This is a genomic window from Consotaella salsifontis (assembly GCF_900167365.1).
Taxonomy (GTDB): domain Bacteria; phylum Pseudomonadota; class Alphaproteobacteria; order Rhizobiales; family Rhizobiaceae; genus Consotaella; species Consotaella salsifontis.
The window spans coordinates 1-24,641 of sequence record NZ_FUXL01000007.1 but is presented as its reverse complement, the minus strand read 5'-3'; the positions used below and the strand labels follow the sequence as shown (position 1 = coordinate 24,641).

General features: G+C 65.0%; 23 protein-coding genes. 5 read left to right on the top strand and 18 right to left on the bottom strand.

The genetic code is table 11. From position 1 onward, the window contains the following. Positions 1 to 49: 49 nt before the first annotated feature. The 5 genes from B5D38_RS11275 to B5D38_RS11255 all read right to left on the bottom strand — a co-directional run bounded on the left by B5D38_RS11275 (position 50) and on the right by B5D38_RS11255 (position 6,839). Entirely contained in the window at positions 50 to 742 is a 693-nt protein-coding gene (locus B5D38_RS11275) for a TetR/AcrR family transcriptional regulator (protein ID WP_165690842.1), read from the bottom strand. A 71-nt stretch (positions 743 to 813) separates the two neighbouring features. Continuing rightward, positions 814 to 2,343: an efflux transporter outer membrane subunit gene (locus tag B5D38_RS11270; RefSeq protein WP_078708534.1), complete on the bottom strand. Its 1,530-nt coding sequence runs from the start codon at positions 2,341 to 2,343 to the stop codon at positions 814 to 816. A 9-nt stretch (positions 2,344 to 2,352) separates the two neighbouring features. Continuing rightward, the gene (locus B5D38_RS11265; RefSeq protein WP_078708533.1) at positions 2,353 to 3,930 is read right to left on the bottom strand and encodes a DHA2 family efflux MFS transporter permease subunit; all 1,578 of its coding nucleotides are present in this window, start codon (positions 3,928 to 3,930) and stop codon (positions 2,353 to 2,355) included. Beyond that, the gene (locus B5D38_RS11260) at positions 3,927 to 5,381 is read right to left on the bottom strand and encodes an HlyD family secretion protein (RefSeq protein ID WP_078708532.1); all 1,455 of its coding nucleotides are present in this window, start codon (positions 5,379 to 5,381) and stop codon (positions 3,927 to 3,929) included. Before B5D38_RS11260 ends, B5D38_RS11265 begins: the two co-directional genes overlap by 4 nt. Before the next feature lie 201 nt (positions 5,382 to 5,582). Then, positions 5,583 to 6,839 (bottom strand): alpha/beta hydrolase, encoded by a 1,257-nt coding sequence (locus B5D38_RS11255; protein ID WP_078708531.1) that lies wholly within the window; start codon positions 6,837 to 6,839, stop codon positions 5,583 to 5,585. Positions 6,840 to 7,156: 317 nt separating this feature from the next. Between B5D38_RS11255 and B5D38_RS11250 the strand changes: the two genes are divergently transcribed. From B5D38_RS11250 to B5D38_RS11230, 5 genes are all read left to right on the top strand, one after another. After that, positions 7,157 to 8,419, top strand: coding sequence for a fasciclin domain-containing protein (locus tag B5D38_RS11250; RefSeq protein WP_165690841.1), 1,263 nt, complete (start codon positions 7,157 to 7,159; stop codon positions 8,417 to 8,419). A 395-nt stretch (positions 8,420 to 8,814) separates the two neighbouring features. Then, on the top strand, positions 8,815 to 10,002 hold the full coding sequence (locus B5D38_RS11245; protein ID WP_165690840.1) for a patatin-like phospholipase family protein: 1,188 nt from the start codon (positions 8,815 to 8,817) through the stop codon (positions 10,000 to 10,002). Between the two features lie 239 nt (positions 10,003 to 10,241). Continuing rightward, a complete protein-coding gene (locus B5D38_RS11240) occupies positions 10,242 to 10,952 on the top strand; it encodes an outer membrane protein (protein ID WP_078708528.1) in 711 nt (236 codons plus the stop codon). A 108-nt stretch (positions 10,953 to 11,060) separates the two neighbouring features. Further along, the gene (locus tag B5D38_RS11235; protein WP_078708527.1) at positions 11,061 to 11,486 is read left to right on the top strand and encodes a hypothetical protein; all 426 of its coding nucleotides are present in this window, start codon (positions 11,061 to 11,063) and stop codon (positions 11,484 to 11,486) included. Positions 11,487 to 11,783: 297 nt separating this feature from the next. Further along, the gene (locus B5D38_RS11230) at positions 11,784 to 12,731 is read left to right on the top strand and encodes a LysR family transcriptional regulator (protein ID WP_116002688.1); all 948 of its coding nucleotides are present in this window, start codon (positions 11,784 to 11,786) and stop codon (positions 12,729 to 12,731) included. On the opposite strand, the gene B5D38_RS11225 is transcribed toward B5D38_RS11230, so the two are convergent. The 13 genes from B5D38_RS11225 to B5D38_RS11165 form a co-directional block, all read right to left on the bottom strand. After that, positions 12,728 to 12,949, bottom strand: a complete 222-nt coding sequence (locus B5D38_RS11225) for a DUF2274 domain-containing protein (RefSeq protein ID WP_078708525.1) — start codon at positions 12,947 to 12,949, stop codon at positions 12,728 to 12,730. The genes B5D38_RS11230 and B5D38_RS11225 overlap by 4 nt on opposite strands. 54 nt (positions 12,950 to 13,003) lie before the next feature. After that, positions 13,004 to 14,155: a TraB/TrbI/VirB10 family type IV secretion system protein gene (locus B5D38_RS11220; RefSeq protein ID WP_078708524.1), complete on the bottom strand. Its 1,152-nt coding sequence runs from the start codon at positions 14,153 to 14,155 to the stop codon at positions 13,004 to 13,006. After that, positions 14,155 to 15,141: a P-type conjugative transfer protein TrbG gene (gene trbG, locus B5D38_RS11215; protein ID WP_078708523.1), complete on the bottom strand. Its 987-nt coding sequence runs from the start codon at positions 15,139 to 15,141 to the stop codon at positions 14,155 to 14,157. Before trbG ends, B5D38_RS11220 begins: the two co-directional genes overlap by 1 nt. Further along, positions 15,138 to 15,821, bottom strand: coding sequence for a conjugal transfer protein TrbF (trbF, locus tag B5D38_RS11210; protein WP_078708522.1), 684 nt, complete (start codon positions 15,819 to 15,821; stop codon positions 15,138 to 15,140). The genes trbG and trbF overlap by 4 nt, the downstream gene beginning before the upstream one ends. After that, positions 15,821 to 17,170, bottom strand: a complete 1,350-nt coding sequence (trbL, locus tag B5D38_RS11205) for a P-type conjugative transfer protein TrbL (protein WP_078708521.1) — start codon at positions 17,168 to 17,170, stop codon at positions 15,821 to 15,823. The genes trbF and trbL overlap by 1 nt, the downstream gene beginning before the upstream one ends. A 4-nt stretch (positions 17,171 to 17,174) precedes the next feature. After that, positions 17,175 to 17,486, bottom strand: coding sequence for a putative entry exclusion protein TrbK-alt (gene trbK-alt / locus B5D38_RS11200; RefSeq protein ID WP_078708520.1), 312 nt, complete (start codon positions 17,484 to 17,486; stop codon positions 17,175 to 17,177). Position 17,487: 1 nt separating this feature from the next. Beyond that, on the bottom strand, positions 17,488 to 18,243 hold the full coding sequence (gene trbJ, locus B5D38_RS11195; RefSeq protein WP_078708519.1) for a P-type conjugative transfer protein TrbJ: 756 nt from the start codon (positions 18,241 to 18,243) through the stop codon (positions 17,488 to 17,490). Beyond that, the gene (trbE, locus tag B5D38_RS11190; protein ID WP_078708518.1) at positions 18,240 to 20,660 is read right to left on the bottom strand and encodes a conjugal transfer protein TrbE; all 2,421 of its coding nucleotides are present in this window, start codon (positions 20,658 to 20,660) and stop codon (positions 18,240 to 18,242) included. Before trbE ends, trbJ begins: the two co-directional genes overlap by 4 nt. 14 nt (positions 20,661 to 20,674) lie before the next feature. Beyond that, entirely contained in the window at positions 20,675 to 20,956 is a 282-nt protein-coding gene (locus B5D38_RS11185; protein WP_078708517.1) for a VirB3 family type IV secretion system protein, read from the bottom strand. Continuing rightward, on the bottom strand, positions 20,956 to 21,303 hold the full coding sequence (locus B5D38_RS11180) for a TrbC/VirB2 family type IV secretion system protein (protein ID WP_078708516.1): 348 nt from the start codon (positions 21,301 to 21,303) through the stop codon (positions 20,956 to 20,958). Before B5D38_RS11180 ends, B5D38_RS11185 begins: the two co-directional genes overlap by 1 nt. Next, positions 21,300 to 22,286, bottom strand: coding sequence for a P-type conjugative transfer ATPase TrbB (trbB, locus tag B5D38_RS11175; protein WP_078708515.1), 987 nt, complete (start codon positions 22,284 to 22,286; stop codon positions 21,300 to 21,302). Before trbB ends, B5D38_RS11180 begins: the two co-directional genes overlap by 4 nt. 182 nt (positions 22,287 to 22,468) lie before the next feature. Further along, a complete protein-coding gene (locus tag B5D38_RS11170) occupies positions 22,469 to 22,888 on the bottom strand; it encodes a ribbon-helix-helix domain-containing protein (RefSeq protein WP_078708514.1) in 420 nt (139 codons plus the stop codon). Between the two features lie 7 nt (positions 22,889 to 22,895). Continuing rightward, positions 22,896 to 24,641: conjugal transfer protein TraG (locus tag B5D38_RS11165; protein ID WP_078708513.1), on the bottom strand; the 1,746-nt coding region annotated here is incomplete at its 5' end.

The window sequence follows — 24,641 nt, the reverse complement described above, 5'->3', positions numbered from 1 at the left end:
GAGCCGAATCGCTTGCGCGCCTTGGGGGGCGGCGGTGTGCGGATCGCAATCACGAGACAGAGCGCTGGCTGATATAGCCGTTCCTGAAGATCAGGATCGCACGGCGCAGATCCTTGCGGATCTGGTCGGTCATCTTAGGAGGCTGCAAACCGAGCGAAGCGCGTCGCAAAGGAGACTCGGCGGTAAGCGCCAGAAAGGTTTCGGCCAGGAAACGGATCTCGTCGTCATCCACTCCCCGCAGCACGGAATCTTGCCTGAGAACTTCGGCGATCAGCCGAATCGTCGGTTCCCATCCCTCTTCTTCCAAGATGCGCGGCAGGTTTGGGAACTTGTCGCTTTCGCAGACGAGAAGACGGTATAAGGAGACGGTCTCCGGCGTGAGCACTTGCTCGAGGAACCGTTCGCCTAGAGAGAGCAGCGTCTGTGTCGGTGTCTCGTCAGCCGATTTAACGCTTTGCACGAACTGGAGCCGTTCGCGGATGAAGCTGATGATGACGGTTTCGAACAGCGCCTCCTTGGACGGGAAACGCGCGTAAAGGGTGCGTTTCGAGCTGTGCGCCCGCGCGGCCACATCATCCATGTTGGTGGCCGCCAAGCCGCGCTCGAAGAAAAGCTCGGTGGCGACAGCGACGATTTGTTCGGTCACCAGCCCCGCGGTGCCCTTCTTGGGGCGGCCACGCCGACCTTCTCTCGGTTTGCTGAGCGCCGGGGAAGGTCGGGCGATTGTTGCTGTCTTGGCCATGGCGCCAATCTGAACGTCGCAGCCCTGGCAGGCAACCCTTTTCCGGTCGTTGGAGCGGATGTGAGAGCTTCTCACCGGAGCGCCAACTTCGGTTCCGGCGGCGGAGGCGCGAGGAGCGGCCTCCATCCCAGTCCAAGGCTCTTCTCCAGTGCGATGAAGGCGTTGGTGAGCTGCGCCTGCCCCTGGGCCAGTCCGCGCTCGGCCTGCAGGCGTTGGCGCTCGACATCGAGCACGTCGATGACGCTGACCGTGCCGGCCTCTTGCATCTGTCGCATCAACTCGGCCGCTTTCGACGCGGCGGCATCCGCCTCGGCGAGATGGGAGACATTTTGTTGCCTGTGGCGGAATTCGGAGAGGGAGGATTCGGCGTCCTCCAGCGCCGAGAGCACCGACTGGCGGTACTGTGCCAGTGCCGCGTCGAATCCGGCTTGCGCCTGTTCGACGCGAGCCGCCGTCCGTCCGAAGCTGAGGACGTTCCATTGCAGTGTCGGGCCGCCGAGGAGGGTGAGCGAGCCGGCGTCGAACAGCTTGTCCGCGTCCGTGGAGCCGGACGACGCCAGGCCGATGAGCGTGATCTTGGGAAAGTATTGCGCGACGGCCTGGCCGATCGCGGCGTTGCCGGCGGCCAGTTTGCGCTCGGCCTGCCGGATGTCGGGCCGCCGGCGCAGCATCTCCGCCGGATCGCCGATCGCCACTTTGTGTGGCGGCCGCGGAACTGAGCGCGGCGACTTCAGCCTGGCGTCGAGTTCGCCGGGTTCGAGGCCGCACAGCACGGCGAGCCGGTTCAAACCCTGCTCGACCTCGCTCTCCAGGACGGGAACGTCGGCCTTGGTGGTGGCGAGCTGGGTTTCCAGCCTGGCGATGTCGAGGTCCGAGGCGGTGCCTTGCTCGGCCTGCTGGCGCGTCAGGTTCAGCGACGTCTGCTGCAGTTCCGCGGAATGGCGGGCGATCGCCAATTGCTGCTGCGAGGAGCGAAGACTGACATAAGCCTGCGCGGTCTCGGCGGCGAGCTGGACCTGGGCGTCGGCCAAAGCCGCCTCGGCGGCCTCGGCCTGCGCCGCCGACTGTTCGGCGGCGCGCCGATTGCCGCCGAAGATGTCGATTTCCCAGGAGGCGTCGAAGGCGGCATTGTAGAGATCCGTCGACACGTGGTTCGGGACGCTCGGGGCCTCGACCGGCAGTCCCGTCAGATCTTCGGCCGCCGATGCCGCGCTTCGCAGACCGTCATTGATGCTGTCGGTGTCGCCGAGGCCGAGGCGCGCCTGCGCGGCGACGGCCGAGGCCGATCCCTGCGGCCGAAGGTTCGCACGCGAGCCGGCGTAGGCTGCCCTGGCCTGTCGCAAGCGGGCCTGCGCCATGTCGATCGACGGACTGTTGGCGAACGCCGTCTCGACGAGGTCAGTCAGCACGCGGTCGTCGAACGCCTTCCACCAGTCGTCGGCGGGGTGATAGGCGGGCGTCGTGCGATCGGCCCGGAGGAAGGCCGTCGCCGCGCTGGCACGGGGGGCGGCGTTCGGCGGTCCGAGATAGTCCGGCCCGACCATGCATCCCGAGACGAGAGCGCTGGCCAACAGCGGTGGAGCGAAACGCCGAACAATCATGGGACCACCTCAGTGCACGGAAAGGCCGCCCTGATCCTTCGGCAAAGGCCGCAGAAGCAGAACGAGGGGAACCGATGCCGCCAGGATCAGGGCGAACACGAAATAGATGTCGTTGAAGGTCATGACGAGCGCCTGCTGCTGGAACGTCATGAACAGCGTCCTGAGAGCGGCCCCCATCGCATGCGAGTCGCCGCCGGTCATCTGCGCCAGCCTCTCCTGGACCAGGACCGAGTTGACGTCGACGGTCTCGGCTATCCGCTTGAAGTGAAAGCTCGAGCGCTGCTCCTGCAGGATCGAGATCATCGCCAGGCCGAAGGAGCCGCCGAGATTGCGGGCGGCGTTGAAAAGGCCGGAGGCGTCGCCGGCCTGCTCGCTCGGCACCGCGCTGGTGGCCGCCTGGTTGAGGAAGAGCAGAGCGAAGGCCTGTCCGACGCCGCGCAGCATTTGCGACACGTAGAAGTCCGAGCCGGCGGATTGGGCCGTCAGGGACGTGTCAATATAGCAGCTCACGGCGTAGATCAGCAGCCCGAAACCGATGGCGATGCGCACGTCCAGCGTTTTCACCAGAAAGGGAAACAGCGGCATGATCATCAGCGTCGGCACGCCGCTGATGAGGGCGATGGTACCTGACTGATAGGCGTTGTAGTCGGGGATCTGGGCCAAGAACTGCGGAATGAGGTAGAGAATGCCGTAGAGCGCCGCCCCGGTGACGAGGCTCAGCAGGAAGACGCTGCCGAAGCCGCGCTGGAAGAGAATGCCGAGGTCGATCACCGGCTCGTCGGCGCTGAGTTGGCCGATCACCAGCAGCGCCAGCCCCACCGCCGAAACGGCGGCAAGGACGATGATGAGTTGCGACTCGAACCATTGCTCGCGCTGCCCATCTTCGAGCACCACGGTCAGGCAACCCAGGAACAGGGCCAGCCCGACGATGCCGATCCAGTCGGCATTTAGGAAATCACGAAGGCGCGCCTTTTGGGTTTCGAGCCCGAAGAGCAGCAGCACCACCAAGCCCCCGGCGATCGGGACGTTCAGGAAGAAGGCATAGTGCCAGCTCAACCGCTCGGTGAGATAGCCGCCGATCAGCGGCCCCAGCACCGGGCCAAGCACGGCGGTCAAGCCGAACAGGGCAACGCCGATCGGCCGCCGGTCCGGCGGCAGGCGCGTCGACACGATAGTTAGCGCCGTGGGGATCATCGCACCGCCGGTAAAGCCCTGACCGACGCGGCCGATGATCATCATGTCCAGCGAGTTCGAGATGCCGCACAATACCGAGAACGCCGCGAAGGCGACGGTCACGATCAACAGGAAGTTGCGCAACGTGAGAACACGCTCGAACCAGCCGCTCAGAGGGATCATGATGATCTCGGCGACCAGATAGGCCGTCGAGATCCAGGTGCCCTCCGACCCCGTGGCGCCGATCTCGCCCTGGATGGTCGGCAAAGCCGCGTTGACGATCGAGATGTCGAGAGTGGCCATCAGCGCGCCGATCGTGCCGGCGGCCACCGCGATCCAGGCGGCACCGCTCGCCTTGTCGCGACCTTCCTCAGGTGAGGTGCTCCCTGCTCCTTGGTCAGCGACGGCGCTCACGGAGCGTCATCCTGTCTGGCCTCGGTCCGTTCGCCTTCCTCTTCCATGCGTTCGGCGTCGTCCCTCGCGCTGCGCGTATCCACCTCGACACTGACGGAAAGACCGGGAATGAGAACCTTGCGCGCCTCCGGCCCGGCCTCGATGCTGATGCGCACCGGCACCCGCTGAACGATCTTGGTGAAGTTGCCGGTGGCATTTTCCGGCGGGATGAGCGCGAACTGCGCGCCCGTGCCTGGCGAGAAGCTCTGCACGTGGCCGTGGATGTCCTCCGAGCCGAGAGCATCGACCTTGATGGTCGCCGGCTGGCCGACGCGCATCAATTCGATCTGCGTTTCCTTGAAATTGGCTTCGAGATAGAGATCCTGGACCGGAACGACGGTCATCATCCGCGTCCCGGCTTGGACGAATTGGCCGATGACAACGGTCTTGTCGCCAACCCGCCCCGCGATCGGGCTGCGGATCACGGTGGAGTCCAGCTGGATCTTCGCCGAATCCAGCCGCGCCCGCGCCTGCTCGACGGACGCCCGCGCCTGGGCCACCGCGGCCTTGGCCGTATCGACCGCTTTCGTCGCGGAAACCACCTGGGCTTCGTTGATCGCGACCTGCGCGTTGGACTGATCGCGCTGGCTCTTCAGTTCCGACAGGCGCTCCTCTGGCTGCGCGCCGGTCTTGACGAGCGGCGCATAGCGGTCCACCTGGCTCTGTGCGAAGGTCGCCTGAATCTTGGCCGAGGCCAACTGAGCCTTGGCCTGATCGACGGCGGAGGCCTGACGGGCTTCTTCCGTCTCGGCGCGGGCGACGTCCGCCTGCGAGGCCTCGACATTCGCTTGTGCCTCGTTGACCTGTGCCTGGTAGTCCTCGTCGTTGATCTTCACGAGAATGGCGCCGGCCTCGACGACCTGGTTGTCCTCGACCGGCACTTCGCCCACATAGCCGTTGACCTTGGGCGCGATCGCCACCTGGTCGGCCTGCAGATAGGCGTCGTCGGTCGACTGGATGAAACGGCCGACGGTCCACCAATGCCAGAGCCACCAGCCGCCAAAGATCAACACGGCCAGGACGGCGAGAACGATGAGAAGGCGGACCCACCACCGCTTCCAGAAGGGCCGCTTCTTGGCTGTCGGCCGGGTCTCCTTGTCGGCTCCGGCGTCCTCGTCGTCCCGGCCATCCTCCGGACGCGATTTCGGATTCTTTTCGGAAGGTTGGTCGCGGTCTTCGCTCGAGCCGTCAGCGTCCGCGGGGGGGGCCTCTGCATTTCCGTCCCGTCCCTCAACCTCTGTGTCCGGCGGGTTCTGCCGCTCTCCCGTCGTCTCATCCGTCGTGGTGCTGGAGCGGCGTCTCGTGCTCTCCTCTCTCGAATGCGTGGCTTTGACTCGCGGGTTCGCGTCGCTCCCGTCGCCGGCCGTCGCCTCGCGGGCATCGGAGTCGGCCTGCGCATTCTTTTCCGTCATGGAGCAATCTCAAAAAAGGAACGACATCGTACAATATCTACATGGAGCCGGCCCGTGGCAAGCTGCTTCGGGACGGTCGCCAAATGGCGAGCCTCTGCCGTGACCGACCGGTCACAGTCACGGTCGCAGCCACTGAGATTGCCGAACCATTTGAGGCGGCCGGCGGATTTTAGGGGGCTCGGCGCGAAAGCCCTCCACTTCCTACTGGCCGATGGCGGTCTGCAGCGTGCCGCCGAGGCTTTGGCCGACATTTCGCACCCGATCGTGAAGAGTCCGTCGTGCGTCGGGATCGATAACCGCGATCGGCAACGTGGCAACGGCACCGGCGGCCGATCCGACCGCTTGGGCAGCCCCGAGCGTGGCCGCTTCGATCCGCTCGCCCACGCTGATATCGGCATCGGTGATCTTCTGGCCGGCGATCAGACGGTCGCCGATCAACCGCACGACCTCCGGGCTTTCGGCGAACTTGGTGTGATTGACGCTGTCGCCGGCTTTCAATGCCGACAGATCCAAGACGGTAATTCCTTTTGCCTCCAACCCCGAGCGATACGGCTCCTGGGCAGGATTGATTGCACCGAGGCGGTCGACGCCGCCGGCGATCCGGCGCGAAAGGCCGAGCGCGCGGTCGTCGGTAGAGGTGAATAGGGTGATCCTGGTGCGGTGAGTGTCTATTTCCTGGAGTTGCTTACCGAAGACGTCGACGTCGAGATCGGGCGAGGCGAGGATGACGTTTTGGAGTTTCGCTGGCAGATGGCCGTCGCGGATCGCCAGTTGCCTCAGTGCTTCCATCGTCAGCCAGCCGCCCATCGAATGGGCCATCACGGTGACGCTGTCCACTTGTGGGCTCGTGGCGGCCTCGCGCAGGATCGTTTCGAGCGCGGTGCGGGAGTAGTTGGCGCTCTCGCGGTCGTAGTTGTAGTCGAAGACGCTGCCGCCCGACGGCCAAGTGAAAAGGACGGGAATCACGTCGGCACCCGAATCGTGAACGATCTGAGCGAAGCGATAAACCGCATCCTCGTAGCGATTGTTGAAACCGTGTACGAAGATCAACACCCGACGCTTCCCGCTAGCGGCCCGGTTGAACCACTGCTCGGCACCATCGACGGTGAGCGGGATCACGTGCAGCGTGACGAACTCGTGCGCCGGATCGCCGGGATAGCGCTTTGGCCAGACGACGTCGCCGATCGTGCGGTTCTGGTCGGGCGGGATTGAAACGACGATGTTGTCGAGTGAAAGGCCCGCGCCGCGCTGACCCGAAAACAGGATGCCGGGATCGGGCGACTTCGCCCGCGTTGTCGCAACCAGCATGTCGACTAAGCTGGCGCCTGGCACGGTTGCAGGTACCGGCAGCAAAGCTTCGGTCGGCCGGGACGCACAGGCGACCAGCGACAGGCAGAAGGCTATGGCCAGCGCCGTGCAGCCACGAAGACGACGAAAGCCGGTCGCAAAACTGCTCATGGGATCTTTCGGTTGACTGGTCTTGAGAACTCGGGAGCGAAGTCCAGGTGGGCGATGTCGCCGGAAGTGACGATATACGGAAAATCCCATCCGCGAGGCTAAAGGTAACGGAACATATCCGTACCCTTTCAGTTAAGGCAATAGGATTTTTCCATAGGTCGATCTTCGGCGGCGACGGTGCCGTACGCGGGTGGCCCGAGCGATCCCGCGACTGGAACGTACCGAGATTGTGCCGGGACTTTCGAGGAAAACTCGCGGTGCTCGGATCGAGCGTCGGGGTCCCGGCGAGGAAGCGAATGCGCAAACGAGAGATAATCATGACCGTTCGACATATTCACGTCTGGCGACAGTGTCTGGCGGCCCTCGTCTTGGCCGGGCTGCTGGCAGGACCGGGGGCCGGCACCGGTGCGGCCGCCGATGTCGTGGCCGTCGCGGCCCGGGACGGGCGCTTTGATACCTTCGTCAAGGCGCTCGACACCGCCGGCATCACTGACGTGCTGCATGGCGACGGCCCGATGACCGTCTTCGCGCCGACCGACGAGGCATTCCGCCGCCTACCGGCGGCGATGCGCCAGGCCCTGCTGGACCTGGCGCATGCCGCTGAGCTCAAAGCGATACTTGGCCTGCACGTGGTCCCTGGCCATGCCTACGAACAGAACAACATCCCGGTCCAGTTGCATCCGATGAGCGGCGGTCGGCTGGTGGCGACCTACACCGATGGTGCGCTGACTGTGCGTTTGGCGCCGGCCGATGCGGTCATGGATCCCTCTGCCGTGGTGAAGCGCCGCGAGCAGACGGAGGCGCGGGTCCTGCCCGTCGAACTACGGGCCGACAACGGGATCGTGCAGGCCATCGATACGGTTCTGCTGCCGTCCGACTTCGAGGAGCTGGGACCGGCGGAGCAGATCGTCGACATCGGCGCGCAGCCGAGCCGCGGTTCGGCCGGGACTGCGCCGGCGGGTGCTCTGCCCGTGCAGCGCGATGTGGGTGTTGCGCAGACCGGATCGTCGAAGGACGGACCGCTGACGGGCGATGACGATGCCGCCACCGTCGGTCGAGAGGCTTCCGAGCGATCGGAAGCTGGTGGACAGATGGCGAAGGCCCCGGGACGCTTCGGCAACGCCTCACCGGTCGTGGATCCGTCCACGCCGTCCACGCTCGACGAAACGCCGGCGAGAAAGATCGTCGGCGAAGGCGGGCCCGGCGAGCATCTGGCCGTGATCGAGAGGACGAAACCCCAGACGCAGACCGGGCGCACAGAGCCGGAGTCCAACGTCACCGACAAGGGACGGGAAGAGGCACTATCAGTGAGCCCGGACAAGCTCTCCGTCAAGGAATTGCTCGGACGTAAAGTAAAGGCTCGAAACGGGGAGGAGATCGGCGAGGTGGGCGACCTCCTCGTGTCGTTGACGACCGCACGGATCGAGACATTCATCGTAGACGTGGACGCAGGCTTCCTCGGTCTGCTCGACGAACCCCTGGCCGTCTTACCTGACGAGATCAGCATCGATCCGCTCGATGACAGCATCCGAATCGATCGCTCCGCCAAAGCGATAGAGAATCAAGCGGGCGGCGACTGAGCGTAGCCCCGGATGATATGATTGCTGCCGACGGATCGGTCGCCGATCGTTTCGATGTGGCGGCTGGGTAGCGCGGTTCTCTCGAAATCAAAGCTAAGCCTTTCTCCTCTCGACCTCCTATGATTCTGCGGTCACGGGGGGCGTGTGATCGTCGTCGATGACGGCGGGAGCGGACACGCTAGAATTTTCGGGTATTGCTCCGAGCGTCCACGGCCGTTAACGGTACATTAGTGTACTAAAGTTGCGCCGGGGATCTCTTGTTCGCAGACGCTCATACGCCCCGCTTCCTGCATTCACATCTTGACGGGCCTAGCAACGGACGACGGCCGTCAGCGATAACGACCGATCCCCAGGGTTCCGCTGACGATCATATCGGGAGTCGGACGGTCCGGCCGGTGCTTCTGCAATGGCTCGTGCTGTTGCTCCTGGCCGTCGTGGTTGCAGGATGCGCGACACCCCCGCGCTCAATTACGCAAGAACAGGCGAAAGCCGCCACCGTGCCGGGATTTGCCGCGGTCCGAGTTCCTCTGGATGCGTCGCCCGCCGAGTATCAGCGAGTTTTCAGGCCCTCCAAGATCGAACGGAAGAGACGCCTTACGTTTCTGGCACTCTCGGGCGGCGGCGCCGGCGGCGCATTCGGGGCCGGCGTGCTGTGTGGCTGGACCGATCGCGGCGACCGGCCTCAGTTCGACATCGTCTCGGGCGTGAGCACCGGGGCGTTGATCGCGCCGTTTGCCTTTCTCGGCTCGGATTACGATCCGGTGATTCGGAAGATCTATACAAGAGGCTTCGGAAAACGCCTGATCGATCAGATCGATTTCATGGGTCTGTTCGGCGACGGGCTGATTCCGCAAGACAAGATGCGCCAGATGGTCCGCCCATTCGTCGACGAGGCGCTCCTGGCCAGGATCGCAGAGGAATATCGCAAAGGGCGCCGCCTCGTCGTGTTGACCACCAATCTCGACAGCGGCCGGGCCATCGCCTGGAACATGGGAGCGATCGCGGTAACCGGCGGGCCGCGAGCGGTGGCGCTGTTCACGGCGGTGCTGGCCGCCTCGGCCAGCGTTCCCGTCGCCATGGCGCCCGCCTTCATCCAAACGGTCGCCGATGGTATTCCGATCGAGGAAATGCACGTGGACGGGTCAACGACCCAGCCGATCTTGACGATCCCTCAGTCCCTGATGGTGAACGATCGCGGCGAATGGTCGGGCCAGACTGTCGACCTCTACCTGGTGGTCAACGCCAAGCTCGAGCCGCCATTCAAGGTGGTCGACGGAAGTGTTCTGGACATTGCCTCGCAGGCCGTTGCGACGCTGATTCGCTCGGCTGAACAGGCGCAGGTTTTCGCCACGTACAATTTCGCTCGCGAACATCGATTTGGCTATCATCTCGCTGCGATCGGACCCGATGTCGAAGACCGCGATTTCGTCGACGAGTTCCAAACCGCATTCATGCAGCGTCTGTTCGAGAACGGATACCGGCGGGCACGCTCCGGTACCGCCTTCCGCACGCGACCATTGCCCGACGCGCCGCCCTCCCGGCAGGCGGAGTCTCGACAGCCCCGGCTTGTATCGGCCGAGTAGTGACTGCCAATGTTAATGGTACATTAACGTTTCATTGATGGGATTGAAGTGCGGCTTTGTCGGAGGGCCAAGCCGACGTTGTGGATCGGCAACACCAAGAAAAATGAACATTCTCGTACCTATTATCCGTGGTGCTTCGGGCCTACGCTATTTTTGCGGCTCCGACCTGCCTTCGGGTCTCTCGGCGGGACGTCTTCACGGGAACAAGCGTCGCTGCGGCGACTGATGGAGTAATAGACATGAAACGCATCGCTTTGCTTCTTGCTTCCACCGTTATTGTGACACCAGCGCTGGCTGCCGATCTCGTCTACGACGAGCCGCCGGCTCCGGCTCCGGTGGTCGTCGCGCCCACCTATAGCTGGACGGGCTTTTATGTCGGCGGCCAGGCCGGTGCCGCCTTCGGCGGCGACGTTTACGACTCTGGTGACGACGATGCCGGGTTCATCGGCGGCGTCCATGTCGGCTATGACTACCAGGTGGACAACTTTGTCTTCGGCGCCCTGCTCGATCTCAGCTACATGGACGCAGATACGAGCCGGACGTACGACGTCACGAACAATGCAGGTACAACCATCGGTTCGGTCACCGCAGGTCAGGAGATCAACTTTCTTGGCACGGCGCGCCTGAAGGCCGGCGTGGCGTGGGACCGGGCGCTTATCTATGGCACCGGTGGACTGGCCTATGCCAACGTCGATGATTCGGCTGCGAGCGCTCTCGAAGATGCCGGATACGACGTTCACAGCGACAGCGACGACTTTGGCTATACGGTCGGCGGCGGTGTTGAGTTCCTCGCCACACCGAACCTGTCGCTCGGTGTCGAATATCTCTATACCAACCTCGGCGACCACGACTTCGATGTCGACGGCGGTGCCGGGGACGTCGACTTCAAGAGCAGCAGCGATCTGGACTTCCATACGGTCTGGGCGAAAGTGTCGTATCGCTTCAATTGACGCAATACAGCCATCGGTTCTATCGATAAAGAGGCGAAGAGAAATTGCGCCTTGATTCTGCTGCGCAGATCCGGCCGTGAAACCGGTCCGTCGATAATGAATTCGTAGGTGGTCGGCATCGATCCGAGGTCCGATCACCCTTCTTCCCTAATTGCTGAAGTGCAGGCTAACGCAGGTAACAAGATCGTACCTGTCGCCGCCGACCTGACTAATCCCGCAAATGTCGACGCGGTGATGACCGCGACAGATGGGAAGATCGACGTTTTGGCCAATGTGGCGGGCATCATGGACAGCATTCTCGGACTTGCGGAGGTGGATGACGAGACGCAATGCCGCTCACGTAGCAGACTGGAGATGGCGTTCACGATCTCCCGCATGAGCTGCTTCGGCGACCTTCCGTGTCCACTCGGCTTTGGCAGCAGTGGTTCGATTATCGCCCCATTCTCGTCGATCGGCCGCCGGCTTCGAATCTCAGTTGATTGCGGCTATGCTTCCGCCGGGTGGTTAGAGCTAGATTGGCACTTCCAGAATTAGGATTTATATTTAGAAACCTTCTAAATGCATTATAATCCCGATCACGGAGCCCTTCTTGGCCTCTGAAAATGTACAAGATGACTCCCTTCCGCCAGCGGCGCTAATCTCTCCGCCACTGCCAGGCGACGAAGTTGGAACGAGGTTAGCGAATCCAGATTCGTCAAATAATAACTGTATTTTTTCGGAAACAATGATTTATATGTTTTCTGATAATCATCACACGGAATTATAATAGATATGCAATAGAATTATTTTGTAGAAATACATTATACCACTATGATCGTCGCGGAAAATAGAATGACTAGTAATTTCAGCGAATCTTTTAATGAAAAATATCTCATATTCCTTCTTTCGGTAGCGAAGGTCGGAAGTTTTCGGGAAGCAGCTCGCGCTCTTGGCGTACGCCCATCGAGTGTAAGCCGCGCCATCCGACATCTTGAAGATAATCTTGGCGTGGCGTTGTTCGAGCGGAAGACTTCTGGCGTACGCCTGACGAACGCAGGAAGATGTTTCCAGAACGAAGTAGCTATCGCATTGGCTCAGATCGAGCGAGCAAGGAAGACAGCCGCAGCGGCGGGGCGTGGAGAGATCGGCAGGCTCAGAATTGGTGTTCTCACTTCGCTGGCTGGCGGCTTTCTGCGAGGCCTCCTGGCCGCACACGCTCTGGAGCAGCCCGCTATTTCGGTCGACATTCATGATGCAAGCCGGCGCGATCAACTCGCGGCCATTCGATCCCGCGCTTTAGACATCGCATTTCTGACCGGTGCGAGCGTCGTGCGAGGCTGCGAAACCGCAGAACTGTGGCAGGAGCGACTTCATCTCGCGATGCCTCGAGATCATCGCTTGGCAAGCCGCAGGAGGCTCGACTGGTCCGATCTCCACAGCGAGCGTTTCATCGTCAGCCATTTCCCGCCTGGTCCGGAGGTCCACGACTACATTGTCCGACGAGCTAGCGACTACAGCACATATCCAAGCATCGAATTTCAAGCAGTGCGGCTCGGCACACTTCTGAACCTCGTCGGACTGGGTCAAGGTATTACCGTGGTCTCGGAGGCCGTAGCTGCGGCAAAGCTGCCAAATGTGGTGCTGCGCCCGCTGACGAATCCGGAGGACATGATGCCGATGAGCGCTGTTTGGTCTCCGAAGAACGACAATCCTGCTCTGCGGCGCTTCATCAGTCTGGCGCATGTTCTCGCTGGCCGCGTCCGGCCTGGAAGCTCCGACTGGACGCATCGCGTCGCCTAACGGTTAACCTTCCGTGCCCTCGCAAATCCGCGATCGGTTGCGATGAAGCGCTGGAGCATGGGGACGATGAGGCGGACGGGATCAGCGGCAGGCTGCCCGGTCTCGTGAGCGAGGATCTCGGCATAGGCGGCCAGGTCGCGGTGTAGGCTGGCGGGAAGCTCCAGCGTGACCTTGACGGGCTTCTCGTCAGCCAGGGGACCGAGCTTCAGCTTGACCATGGGTATGCCTTTCCGATTTTGCGATCGGCGCAGCAGTGCCGTGCGGCTGTGGGATCAACTGCCGTAGGGCTCAAGCACGAGATCGCGGGTGACGATGATGCGGACGGGGAAGCCGGGGCGGATGGTGAGCGTCGGGGCGACGTCGAGTTCGCGGCGGATGATTTCCTGGCCGGCGTCGTTGACGGTGTCCTCAGCGCCGTTCTGGATCGCCTGGACGAGGCGATCGTCATCGTCGGTCGCGAGCTCCGCGCCGACGCCGAGGAGGGTCGAGAGGCCGGCGGCCTTGGCGAGGTCCCACCAATGGTGGTCGACGCCGTCTTCGAGACCGGCATAGCCTTGGGTGTCGGCACCTGGCAGACGTTCGAGAACGATCGACTTGCCGTTCGGCAGGATCAGCCGGTTCCAGACCAGCAGGATGCGCCGCTGGCCGAACTCGACACCGTGATCGTAGGTGCCGATCAGGCGCGTTCCCTGGGGGATGAGCAGGAAGCGGCCGGTGGGGCTGTCGAAGACGTTCTCCGTCACCTGGGCGGTGATCTGGCCGGGCAGATCGGAGCGGATGCCGGTGACGAGCGCGGCGGCAATGACAGCACCGGCCTGGAGGACGTAGGGGCTTGCGGGAGCGGCCAGTCGCTCGGCCGAGACGGTGCGGTGATCGGCCGGGGCGTTGACGAAGGCGAACTGCCGATCCTGATCAAGCGGCAAGCCGGCATTCTCTGCCGCGGATGCTGCTCCTCCGTCGCTTCCTGCTGCTCCACGGCCCCCTTGCTGGGCGACGAACAGGCGACTGGTGAGGGCCGCCTCCTGTTCCTGCGCCTGCCGCTGCTCCTCGCGGGTCGCGCCGGGCACGGCCGGGGCCGGCACCGGCTTGCCCTCGTCGCGGGCGCGAACGATCGGACGTCCGAGATCGCCGGGCAGCGGGGGCCCGAGCTTCGGGACCTGCGTGTAATCGGACGGCAGACTGCGCAGCCCGTCCGGGGTCGGCTGGCGATCGGTGGTCAGCGCCTCCGATGGCGCGTTCGAACGGTGCTGCCCCTGCAGGGCGTAGACGAGTGCGCCGCCGACCAGGAGACCCGCGCCGAGGCCGAGGGTGGTGAGAACCTTGCGCGACAGGCGAGTCACGCGCGGCGGGGCCGGACGCAGGCGAAACGCCTGTGCCGAGCTCTCCCTGTCGTTCGCGGCGGGACGGTCGGTCGGATCGCTCATCAGACCCGGCCCTCGCTGCGGATCCCATCGACCCGGAGAATGCGGACGGTCTGCTGATGCTTGCCGCCAAGGCGCAGTTCCGCAGCGCCGAACAGGCGGTCGACGATGAGGACGTTGCCGAAGACGCGGGTGTTGGCGAGCTGCGGCTCGCCGTCAGGCCCGGTGACGAAGAGCGGCGGCATCTCGCCCTGGACAATGCCCCGCGGGAATTCGACATAGACCCGGCGTCCATCGTCATAGACCGTGACAGGCCGCCACGGCGGGCTGTCGCCGGAGAGCGCATAGCGATAGCGCCGCATCGCCATCGTCGGCAGAACGGGCGTGGTGGGCGCCGTTGCAACCTGCTTTGCCGCCGAGCGCGGATAAGCCCAGGCGACGGCCGGCATGTAAGGCTTCTCGCGCGAGGAAAGCTCGATCAGATAGGTGCGCCGGTCGGTGTTGATGACGAGATTGGTGGCGATGTCCGGCCGTGTCGGCTTCACCAACACATGCGTCTGCTCGCTCTCGCCGGTGCCGCTTGTGGTGTCGCCGATGATCCAGCGGGCAGTGTCGCCGGCGGCGATCGGGCCGGAGCCGGCGAGGATCTTGCCGGGCTCGAGCGCGATATCGGTGATCTCTCCCGGCGCGGCGTAGACCTGGTAGAGTGCGCCTTCGCTGTAGGGATAGATCTGGATGGCGTTGTAATAGCCGCCGCGGCGCGGTTCGACACGGGCAGCGGCGTTGGCAAGTTCCACTCGCGCGGGCGGATCCTTGGCGTCGCTGGCCCCGCCATGGCTCGGCGTCCAGGCCGGCGGCACGTGCAGCGGCTTGCGCGTTTTGTCCGGCGCGATAGGTGGTGCCGGCGGCAAAGGCGGTGCGTCGTCGTCATAGGCGATCGCCGGCGGCTTCTGCGCCGTGGCGCAGCCAGCCAGTGCCGAGGCGGAGAGCAACAGCGCCGCGAGAACACCCCGATAGCCGTTGGCCAGTTTGCAGCTGGCGCTTCTCATTGCCCGAGCTCCTTCGACCAGTTGATGGCGGTGACGAGGATGCCAAGCGGGTTCTTGCGCAGGCGCTCATCCTCGTGCGGAGGATGGATCGTGACGGTGACGATGGCGGTCCAGCGTGAGGTCTCGGCGAGGGAGCCGTCCCGATAGTGCCGCTCGCTCCAGGCGATGCGGAACGACTCGGGCGAGGCCCGGATGACGCTGGAGACGTCGACGGCGATCTGCTCCTTGCCGATCTTGGCAAAGGGGTCGTTGGCGCGGGCATAGTCGTTGAGAGCCTGCGCGCCGCTGCTGGCGGTGAAGTCGTAGGCCCTGAGCCAGTTCTGGCGCAGCACGACCGGATCGGCGGGGATCGAGCGGACATTCTCGATGAAGCGGGCCAAGTGGAAGGCGATCTGCGGATCGGTTGGACGATAGTCGGCGGTGGCTGGCGAAACGGTTTGTGCTTCGCCGAGCCTGTCGACCTCGACCACCCAGGGCACGACGGTGCCGCGCGCCGACTGCCAGACGAGGGCCGAGGCGAAGCCGGCGGTGAGGATCAGGCAGCCAAAGGCCATCAGTCGCCAGTTCCTGGCCTGGACACGGGCCGAGCCGATGCGCTCGTCCCAGACCTGGGCAGCCTTTTGGTAGGGCGTCTCGGGCTCGGGCGTCTTGCCGTAATGGGTGGCCGGTCGCTTGAACATCAGCGCTTCTCTTCGGAGAGATCGATGGAGGAGCCGGCGCCGTGGCTGTCGCCGGCGCGCACGGAATGGGCGGTCAGGGTGACGCCGTGGCTCATCGCCTGGTGGCGCTTCATGCGCTGGGCCCAGGCGGGCGGGCTATCGGCGGCCGTGGTCGAAGGAGCCGCACTGTCGCTGACAACGCTGCCGGCTGCTGTGGTTGCACTGCTTCCCTCGGTGACGAAACGGCCGCCTTCGGCAAAGCTGGAGCGCAGGCTGCCGGCTGCACTGGATGCCGCGCGGCGGAGCGGTGAGAGTGCAGCCTGTCCGGCAGCGCGGCCGACGCCGGCAACGCCCGAGGCGACGCCAGCCGCACCCGATTGCTCTCCTGCGCCAAGGCGATACGCCGTCGACGCTCCGCCTGCGACCGCGGCACCGCCCCGGGCCGCGGCGGCTGTGCCGCCGATCATGCTGCCGGCGCCGGAGGCGGCAGCACCCATGGCCGCTCCTCCCGCGACCATGGCCCCGCCGGCGGCAAGGCCCGTGCCGATAGCGGCTCCCGCTCCGAGTTGCGGCCCGCCCGAGACGAGGCCGTTGGCAATGCCGGGACCGAAAATGCCGAGGCCGAGCAACGACAGCGCGGCGAGGACGATCGCCATTGCCTGATCGATGGTCGGATTGACGTCGCCAAAACCGGCGGTGAACTCGGAGAACAGCGTCGAGCCGATGCCGATGATGACTGCGAGGACGAGCACTTTGATGCCGGATGAGATGACGTTGCCGAGCACCCGCTCGGCCATGAAGGCGGACTTGCCGAAGAGCCCGAAGGGGATCAGCACGAAGCCTGCGAGCGTCGTCAGCTTGAACTCGATCAGGGTGACGAAGAGCTGGACGGCGAGGATGAAGAAGGCGAAGAGCACCAGCGCCCAGGCGAGGAACATGCAGGCGATCTGGATGAAGTTCTCGAAGAACGACCAATAGCCCATCAGGCCGGAGATCGAGTCGAGCAGCGGGCGCCCCGCATCGAGACCGGTCTGCGCCACCTTGCCGGGGCGCAAGAGGTCGGCGGCGGTAAAGCCGGTGCCGGACGCCTTCAGGCCGAGACCGGCAAAGCTTTCGAAGATGATCCTGGCGAGGCTGTTCCAGTTGGAGATCAGCCAGGCGAAGACGCCGACGAAGAGAGTCTTCCGGACGAGGCGCGCGATGATGTCGTCATCGGCGCCCCAGGACCAGAAGAGGGCGGCGAGCGTCACATCGATGACGATCAGCGTGGTGGCGATGAAGGCAACCTCGCCGCCGAGCAGGCCGAAGCCGGAATCGATATAGCGGGTGAAGACCTCGAGGAAGTGGTCGATGACGCCGGTGCCCTGCATGGCGCTAACGGGCCTCCGGCTTTATCCGCGGCGGGACCGGCAGGCGGTCGCGGATCCAGTCGTCGTTCGCCGACAGAAAGCGGCGGCGGTTCTCCGCCCAGGTCTCGAGACAGGCGGCATCGTGTATGGCGGCCTCGCCGATCCTGGCACAGCGGATCATCTCCGCCCGCAGCGGATTGGCCGGGATGGCCGAGCTCGGCACCGATGCCTCTGACGCTGGTTCCTCCTCCCTTCCGGCCCCACCCAACACCGCGACGGCCAGAGCGACGGCCACGAAGACGCCGGCAGCGAGCCGGGCAAAGTGCTCCGCCTGCATCTCAATCGCCGTAGAACATTTGCGCGCTGCCGGGTTCATAGCCGGCGCCAGGCGTCAGGAACCGTCGGCGCTGCTCGCGGCCCTGATCGGCGGCTGCCGCCTGTTCGGCCGATTGCAGCGCGTGGGCCCGTCCGTCCGCGGCAACGACAGCAACGAGATCGGCGAGCTGCTGGGCCTGCAACGCCAGGAGCTGGTTGCCGGCCTGCGTCGCCTGCAGGGCACCGGTCGCGCCCTGGCTCTCGCCAACGAGCGCCGACATCTGGGTCCGGTTGGTGTCGAGATTGCCGACGACGCCGGCCTGAACGCGCATGGCGTCCTGCAACCCCGCCACGGTGTTCTGCCAGCGAGTCTTGGCGGCTGCGATCAGGTCCTGATCGGAGGTCGAAGTCGAGGCCGCGCCATAGGTGGAGGAAAAGGCCTGGTCGATCTCGCCGACGTCGAAGGCGATCTTCTGGGCCTGATCGAGAAGCTGCCGGGTGCGGCTGATCGACTGCTGCAGCTGCTGCAGCGAGGAGTATGGCAGGCTCGCCAGATTGCGCGCCTGGTTGATCAGCATCTGCGCTTCGTTCTGAAGCGAGGTGATCTGGTTGTTGATCTGCTCCAGCGCCCGGGCCGCCTGCAGCACGTTCTGGGCGTAGTTCGTCGGGTCGAAGACGAGCCAGGCGGCCGCAGCAGGTGTGACGGTCATCGGCGACAGAGCAACGGGAGCGATAAGCGCCGCAGCCAGCGTCTGACAACGCAAAGCATGAGGGATCATGACGGCATCTCCAGATTGGCGAGATCGGCGGCCCAGGCAAGGCCGCGGCGCTTCAGCCAGGCGGCAAGGAAGCCGTCCGGGCCGTATTGCGCGAGGACATCCTCGATCTCGGTCTGGTCGGTCTTGGCGGAGGCGGCGCAAAGGGCGAGCGCGATCTCGCCGAGGCCGAGCTCGAACAGGCGGTTGCCGCGCCGGCTCTGGCAGTAGTAGTCGCGCTTCGGCGTCGCGCGGGCCAAAATCTCGATCTGACGATCGTTGAGACCAAACTTGCGGTAGATCGATGCGATCTGCGGCTCGATCGCCCGCTCGTTCGGCAACAGGATGCGGGTGTGGCAGCTCTCGATGATCGCCGGCGCGATCGGACTGCCGTCGATGTCGGAGAGCGACTGGGTGGCGAAGACGACGGAGGCGTTCTTCTTCCTCAACGTCTTCAGCCATTCGCGGATCTGGCCGGCAAAGCCCTCATCATCGAGGGCGAGCCAGCCTTCGTCGATAATGAGAAGTGTCGGTGAGCCGTCGAGCCGATCCTCGATGCGGTGGAAGAGATAGGCCAGCACGGCCGAGGCCGCGCCGGTGCCGATCAGGCCCTCGGTCTCGAACGCTTGAACGGACGCTTCGCCCAGATGCTCAGCCTCGGCATCGAGCAGCCGGCCATAGGCGCCACCGAGACAATAGGGCTGCAGGGCCCGCTTGAGGACGTTCGACTGCAGGAGAACGGAGAGCCCGGTGATGGTGCGCTCGGTGATAGGCGCCGTACTGAGCGAGGTCAGTGCCGTCCAGAGATGCTCCTTGACCTCCGGGGTGATGGCTATGCCCTCGCGCGTGAGGATCGCGACGATCCAGTCGGCCGCCCAGGCGCGCTCGGGCGTGTCGGGAATGCGCGCCAGCGGCTGCAGAGAGACAGAGGCACTCTCGGTCAGCCCGCCGCCGAGGTCGTGCCAGTCGCCGCCCATGGCCAGCGCCGCGGCGCGAATACTCCCGCCGAAGTCGAAGGCGAAGACCTGAGCGTTTCGATAGCGGCGGAACTGCAGCGCCATCAGCGCGAGCAGCACGCTCTTGCCGGCGCCGGTCGGCCCGACCACCAGCGTGTGGCCGACATCGCCGACATGGAGCGACAGGCGGAACGGCGTCGAGCCCTCCGTCTGCCCGAAGAGCATCGGCGGCGCGCCGAGATGCTCGTCTTTGTCTGGTCCCGCCCAGACCGCCGAGAGCGGGATCATGTGGGCCAGGTTCAGCGTCGAGATCGGCGGTTGGCGGACATTAGCATAGACATGGCCCGGCAGCGAGCCGAGCCAGGCATCGACCGCGTTGATCGTCTCGGGCATCGCCGTGAAGTCGCGGCCCTGGACAACCTTCTCCACCAGCCGCAACTTCTCCTCGGCAATCCGGGGATCCTCGTCCCAGACGGTGACCGTCGCGGTGACGAAGGCGGCCCCGGCATAGTCGGCGCCCAGTTCCTGCAAAGCGAGGTCGGCATCGGCCGTCTTGTTGGCGGCGTCCGTGTCGACCAGCACCGAGGCTTCGTTGGTCAGAACCTCCTTGAGGATGGCCACAAGGGATTTGCGCTTGGCGAACCACTGCCGGCGGATTTTGGTCAGCAGCCGGACGGCATCGACCTTGTCGAGGAGGATGGCGCGGGTCGACCAGCGATAGGCGAAGGCGAGCCGGTTCAGCTCGTCGAGAATGCCGGGCGTGGTGGCGGTCGGAAAGCCGGTGATGGTGAGAACGCGCAGATGCGCGATTCCCAGCATCGGCTCCAGGCCGCCGGTGAGCGGCTGGTCGGCGAGCAGCGCATCGAGGTGCATCGGCACCTCGGGTACGCGCACGCGCTGGCGCTTGGTCGAGATGGTGGCGTGGAGGTAGGAGAGCGTCTCGTGATCATCGAGCCATTGGCACTCAGGCATGAAGCTTTCGATGAGCTGCAGGACACGGTCGGTGCGGTCGATGAAGCCGCGCAGGACCTCGCGGGCGTCGATGCCCTTGCCGCTCTTCCCCTCGTAGAGCCAGCCCTCGGTGCGCGCGGCCGTCTCCGCCGGCGGCAGATAGACGAAAGTGAGAAAATAGCTCGACTCGTAATGTGCGCCTTCGGCTTCGAACTCGGCCTTGCGCTCGGCATCGACCAGCGCCGAGGCCGGATCGGGAAAGGTGCTTTCCGGATAGCGCTGCGCGCCGAGCCGAACGGCCTCGACGAAGAGTGCCCAGCCGGAGCCGAGGCGGCGGAAGGCGTTGTTGAGCCGGGCGGCAACCGCCACCAGCTCGGCCTCCACGGCGCTGTCGAGGTCAGGCCCGCGAAACCGGGCGGTCCTTTGCAGGCTGCCGTCCTTGTTGAGGACGACGCCGGCCTCGACCAGGGCGGCCCAGGGCAGGAAGTCGGCGAGCCGAGTGGCGGTGCGGCGGTATTCGGCAAGGTTCATCATTGTGCGCGCCTTCCTCAGAGATCCAGGTGGCCGGGAATGCGCAGATGCCGGCGCACGGCATCGGCAAACAGCGGATCGCGCCTCGCCGCCCAGACGGCGGCGAAGTGACCGATCGCCCATAGGGCAAGTCCAACCAGCCAGAGGCGCAGGCCGAGCCCGAGGACGGCGGCGAGCGTGCCGTTGAGGATGGCGATGGAGCGTGGCGCGCCGCCAAGCAGGATCGGCTCGGTCAGCGAGCGGTGCACGGCCACGCTGAAGCCGGCGACCTCGCCGGCGGAAGTGAAAGAGGCGGCCATCAGACCAGCGCTCCGCCGCCGAAGGAGAAGAACGACAGGAAGAAGCTCGAAGCGGCAAAGGCGATCGACAGGCCGAAGACGATCTGGATCAGCCGGCGAAAGCCGCCCGAGGTGTCGCCGAAGGCCAGCGACAAGCCAGTGACGATGATGATGATCACCGCGACGATCTTCGCCACCGGCCCCTCGATGGATTCGAGGATCTGCTCCAGCGGCTCCTCCCACGGCATCGATGAGCCGGCAGCGTGGGCGGCCGAGGCCAAGGCGATGTTGGCTGCCCCGATGGTCGCGGCTGTTGCAGTGATGCGCCGACCAAGAGATCGGCGAAGGCAATGAGGGCGAGAGATCATGCGCGGTCTCCGGTGCGAGGCGGAAGGGTGGGCGTGATGCGGTAGTCGCCATGGCGGTCGAGACCGACGACGCGGGAAAGCTCGGCGAGGCGGCGTGAGGATCCTCGGCCGGAGAGCACGGCGACGAGATCGATGGTCTCGGCGATCAGCGCCCGCGGGACGGTGACAACGGCTTCCTGGATGAGCTGCTCCAGCCGCCGCAGCGCGCCGATGGCGGAGCCGGCATGAATGGTGCCGATGCCTCCAGGATGGCCGGTGCCCCAGGCCTTCAGGAGATCGAGCGCCTCCGGCCCCCGCACTTCGCCGATGGGTATGCGGTCGGGCCGAAGGCGCAACGATGAGCGCACCAGATCGGAGAGCGAGGCGACACCGTCCTTGGTGCGCAAGGCGACGAGGTTTGGCGCGGCGCACTGCAACTCGCGCATATCCTCGATCAGCACCACGCGATCGGCGGTGCGGGCGACTTCGGCGAGCAGCGCGTTGGTGAGCGTCGTCTTGCCGGTGGAAGTGCCACCGGCGACAAGGATGTTCTTCCGCTCGGTGACAGCCTGGCGCAGCTGCGCGGCCTGATCGGCGCTCATGATGCCGGCAGCAACGTAGTCCTCCAGTGTGAACACGGCGACCGCCGGCTTGCGAATGGCGAAGGCCGGTGCGGCGACGACCGGCGGCAGCAAACCCTCGAACCGCTCACCGGTCTCCGGAAGTTCGGCCGAAACGCGCGGCGCGCCCGCATGAACCTCTGCGCCGACATGATGGGCGACGAGCCGGACGATCCGCTCGCCGTCGGCCGCAGAGAGTCTCTCGCCGGTTTCGGCCAGCCCTTCGGCGAGCCGATCGATCCAGAGCCGGCCATCGGGGTTCAGCATCACCTCGACGACGCCCGGATCCTCCAGGTATCCGGCAATCGCCGGTCCCAGCGCCGTGCGCAGCATGCGCGCCCCGCGTGAGACCGCCTCCGAATGCTGATGCGAAGAAACCGCCATCTTGTCCCCATTGCCGGCGGCCCGCCGACGGCGGCTCCGGATCGGGGACGATTAAGAGAACCGGAAAAGGGACGAGTTCAACAGGTCCCGGACAGCCGTCGTAGCCTGGCGAAGAAAGACAGGCGATCGGCGAAGTGGCGTTCAGCGAGGGTGTGGACGACGACGACCTATCACTCGTTGTGCTATGGATCGATATCCTCGGAGATCTCTTGCCTGAGCTTTGGGCCCTTGGCGAGCCGTCGGCCGAGCGCCGCGACGAAGGCATCGTAGCGTTCGCCGGCCTGAGCGCGTGCGGCCGCCTGCGTGGTCTCTGGCAGCGGCGGATTGGAGATCAGCCAGAAGCGCACGAAGAGGGCGAGCATCTCGACCGAGATGCCGAGATCACGCTCGATCCGTGTCAGCCGGCGATCAAGCTGGTCGAGACGCTTGGTCGTGGCCGCTTCCTGCCGCTCGGCAGCATCCGGGGACAGGAAGGAGGCGATCGCCGCTTCGGCGACGAGGGACCGCGAATGGTCGCGGCGGGCGGCATATTCGGCGAGAGCCTTCATGATCGGCGGATCGAGATAGACCGACAGGCGCTGCTTCTTTTGCGGCTTGTTCATCGGCGCCTCACAAATCCATGCCGTCGGCGGGATCGAGCGAAACCTGCCGCGCCACGCCCTGCATCAGCCGGTCGACGCGGCCGATCCGCGCCGCGTCGTCATCAGCGTCCGCATCGAAGTCGAGATCGAATTCGTTGGTGGGCGGCATCGCCGGTTGTTCGATCGGTTGGACGCGGGCCAGCTCCGGCTGCTTGCGGCGCTCTGAGCCTGCGGGGTCCTCATCGTCGCCGGAGGCGCCGTTGGCAGTCTCTGCGGCGCTTGCCGGCTGGGTCGGCATCGGCAATGTGCTCCAATCGTCGGCAGCCGAAGCGTCCTGCTTGATCAGCACCGGCGGCGGCAGCACCCGCTCGGCAAACCTCGCGTCCTCGAAGTACCGCGCCTTCTTCGCCCGGATCGGCGGTGTGCCTGCCACCATGACCATCTCGTCCGCCGGCGGCAGTTGCATCACCTCGCCGGGCGTCAGCAGCGGCCGCGCCGTCTCCGAACGCGACACCATCAGATGGCCGAGCCAGGGCGACAACCGATGGCCGGCATAATTCTTCATCGCCCGTAGCTCCGTGGCGGTACCCAGGGCGTCCGATACGCGTTTGGCGGTGCGCTCGTCGTTGGTCGCAAAGCTCACCCGGACATGGCAGTTGTCGAGGATCGAGTTGTTCGGTCCATAGGCCTTCTCGATCTGGTTCAGCGACTGCGCGATGAGGAAGGCCTTCAGCCCATAGCCCGCCATGAAGGCGAGCGCGCTTTCGAAGAAGTCGAGCCGCCCCAGCGCCGGAAACTCGTCCAGCATCAGCAAGAGCCGATGTCGGTTGCCCTTCGCTTGCAGATCCTCCGTCAGCCTGCGGCCGATCTGGTTGAGGATCAGGCGGATCAGCGGCTTGGTGCGGGCGATGTCGGAGGGCGGCACGACGAGGTAGAGCGTCACCGGCTGTGCACCGCTGACGATGTCCGCGATGCGCCAGTCGCAGCGCCGCGTCACCTCGGCCACGACCGGATCGCGGTAGAGGCCGAGGAACGACATGGCGGTGGAGAGGACGCCGGAGCGCTCGTTGTCCGACTTGTTGAAGAGTTCGCGCGCCGCGCTGGCAATGACGGGGTGCGGCCCGGCATCGCCCAGATGCGGCGTCTTCATCATCGCGGCGAGCGTCGCCTCGATCGGTCGGCGAGGATCGGAGAGGAAGGCGGCAACGCCAGCCAGCGTCTTATCCTCTTCGGCATAGAGGACATGGAGGATGGCGCCGACGAGCAGCGCGTGGCTGGTCTTCTCCCAGTGGTTCCGCTTCTCGAGCGAGCCTTCCGGATCGACCAGGATGTCGGCGATGTTCTGGACGTCGCGAACCTCCCATTCGCCTCGACGAACTTCGAGCAGCGGATTGTAGGCGGCCGACTTCGGATTGGTCGGGTCGAACAGCAGCACGCGGCCGTGCCGCGCACGAAAGCCGGCGGTGATCTGCCAGTTCTCGCCCTTGATGTCGTGAACGATCGCCGAGCCTGGCCAGGTCAGCAGCGACGGCACGACGAGACCGACGCCCTTGCCGGAGCGTGTCGGGGCAAAGCACAGCACGTGCTCAGGTCCATCATGGCGGAGGTAATGGCAATCGAGCTTGCCGAGCACGACGCCGTCGGACCCAAGCAGCCCAACCGCCTTCACCTCATCCGGCCGCGCCCAGCGGGCTGAGCCGAAGGTCTCGGCGTTCTTCGCCTCTCGCGCCCGCCAAACGGACAGGCCGATCGCGACTGCGATCGCGAGGAAGCC

Coding starts and splice junctions, on each gene's coding strand:
- B5D38_RS11220 (WP_078708524.1), bottom strand. CDS start 14,155: ATGAGCGATCCGACCGACCGTCCCGCCGCGAACGACAGGGAGAGCTCG.
- trbB (WP_078708515.1), bottom strand. CDS start 22,286: ATGGCGGTTTCTTCGCATCAGCATTCGGAGGCGGTCTCACGCGGGGCG.
- B5D38_RS11185 (WP_078708517.1), bottom strand. CDS start 20,956: ATGGCCGCCTCTTTCACTTCCGCCGGCGAGGTCGCCGGCTTCAGCGTG.
- B5D38_RS11180 (WP_078708516.1), bottom strand. CDS start 21,303: ATGATCTCTCGCCCTCATTGCCTTCGCCGATCTCTTGGTCGGCGCATC.
- B5D38_RS11270 (WP_078708534.1), bottom strand. CDS start 2,343: ATGATTGTTCGGCGTTTCGCTCCACCGCTGTTGGCCAGCGCTCTCGTC.
- trbE (WP_078708518.1), bottom strand. CDS start 20,660: ATGATGAACCTTGCCGAATACCGCCGCACCGCCACTCGGCTCGCCGAC.
- trbJ (WP_078708519.1), bottom strand. CDS start 18,243: ATGATCCCTCATGCTTTGCGTTGTCAGACGCTGGCTGCGGCGCTTATC.
- trbK-alt (WP_078708520.1), bottom strand. CDS start 17,486: ATGCAGGCGGAGCACTTTGCCCGGCTCGCTGCCGGCGTCTTCGTGGCC.
- B5D38_RS11250 (WP_165690841.1), top strand. CDS start 7,157: ATGACCGTTCGACATATTCACGTCTGGCGACAGTGTCTGGCGGCCCTC.
- B5D38_RS11275 (WP_165690842.1), bottom strand. CDS start 742: ATGGCCAAGACAGCAACAATCGCCCGACCTTCCCCGGCGCTCAGCAAA.
- B5D38_RS11260 (WP_078708532.1), bottom strand. CDS start 5,381: ATGACGGAAAAGAATGCGCAGGCCGACTCCGATGCCCGCGAGGCGACG.
- B5D38_RS11230 (WP_116002688.1), top strand. CDS start 11,784: ATGACTAGTAATTTCAGCGAATCTTTTAATGAAAAATATCTCATATTC.
- B5D38_RS11240 (WP_078708528.1), top strand. CDS start 10,242: ATGAAACGCATCGCTTTGCTTCTTGCTTCCACCGTTATTGTGACACCA.
- B5D38_RS11225 (WP_078708525.1), bottom strand. CDS start 12,949: ATGGTCAAGCTGAAGCTCGGTCCCCTGGCTGACGAGAAGCCCGTCAAG.
- B5D38_RS11255 (WP_078708531.1), bottom strand. CDS start 6,839: ATGAGCAGTTTTGCGACCGGCTTTCGTCGTCTTCGTGGCTGCACGGCG.
- trbF (WP_078708522.1), bottom strand. CDS start 15,821: ATGTTCAAGCGACCGGCCACCCATTACGGCAAGACGCCCGAGCCCGAG.
- trbL (WP_078708521.1), bottom strand. CDS start 17,170: ATGCAGGGCACCGGCGTCATCGACCACTTCCTCGAGGTCTTCACCCGC.
- B5D38_RS11170 (WP_078708514.1), bottom strand. CDS start 22,888: ATGAACAAGCCGCAAAAGAAGCAGCGCCTGTCGGTCTATCTCGATCCG.
- trbG (WP_078708523.1), bottom strand. CDS start 15,141: ATGAGAAGCGCCAGCTGCAAACTGGCCAACGGCTATCGGGGTGTTCTC.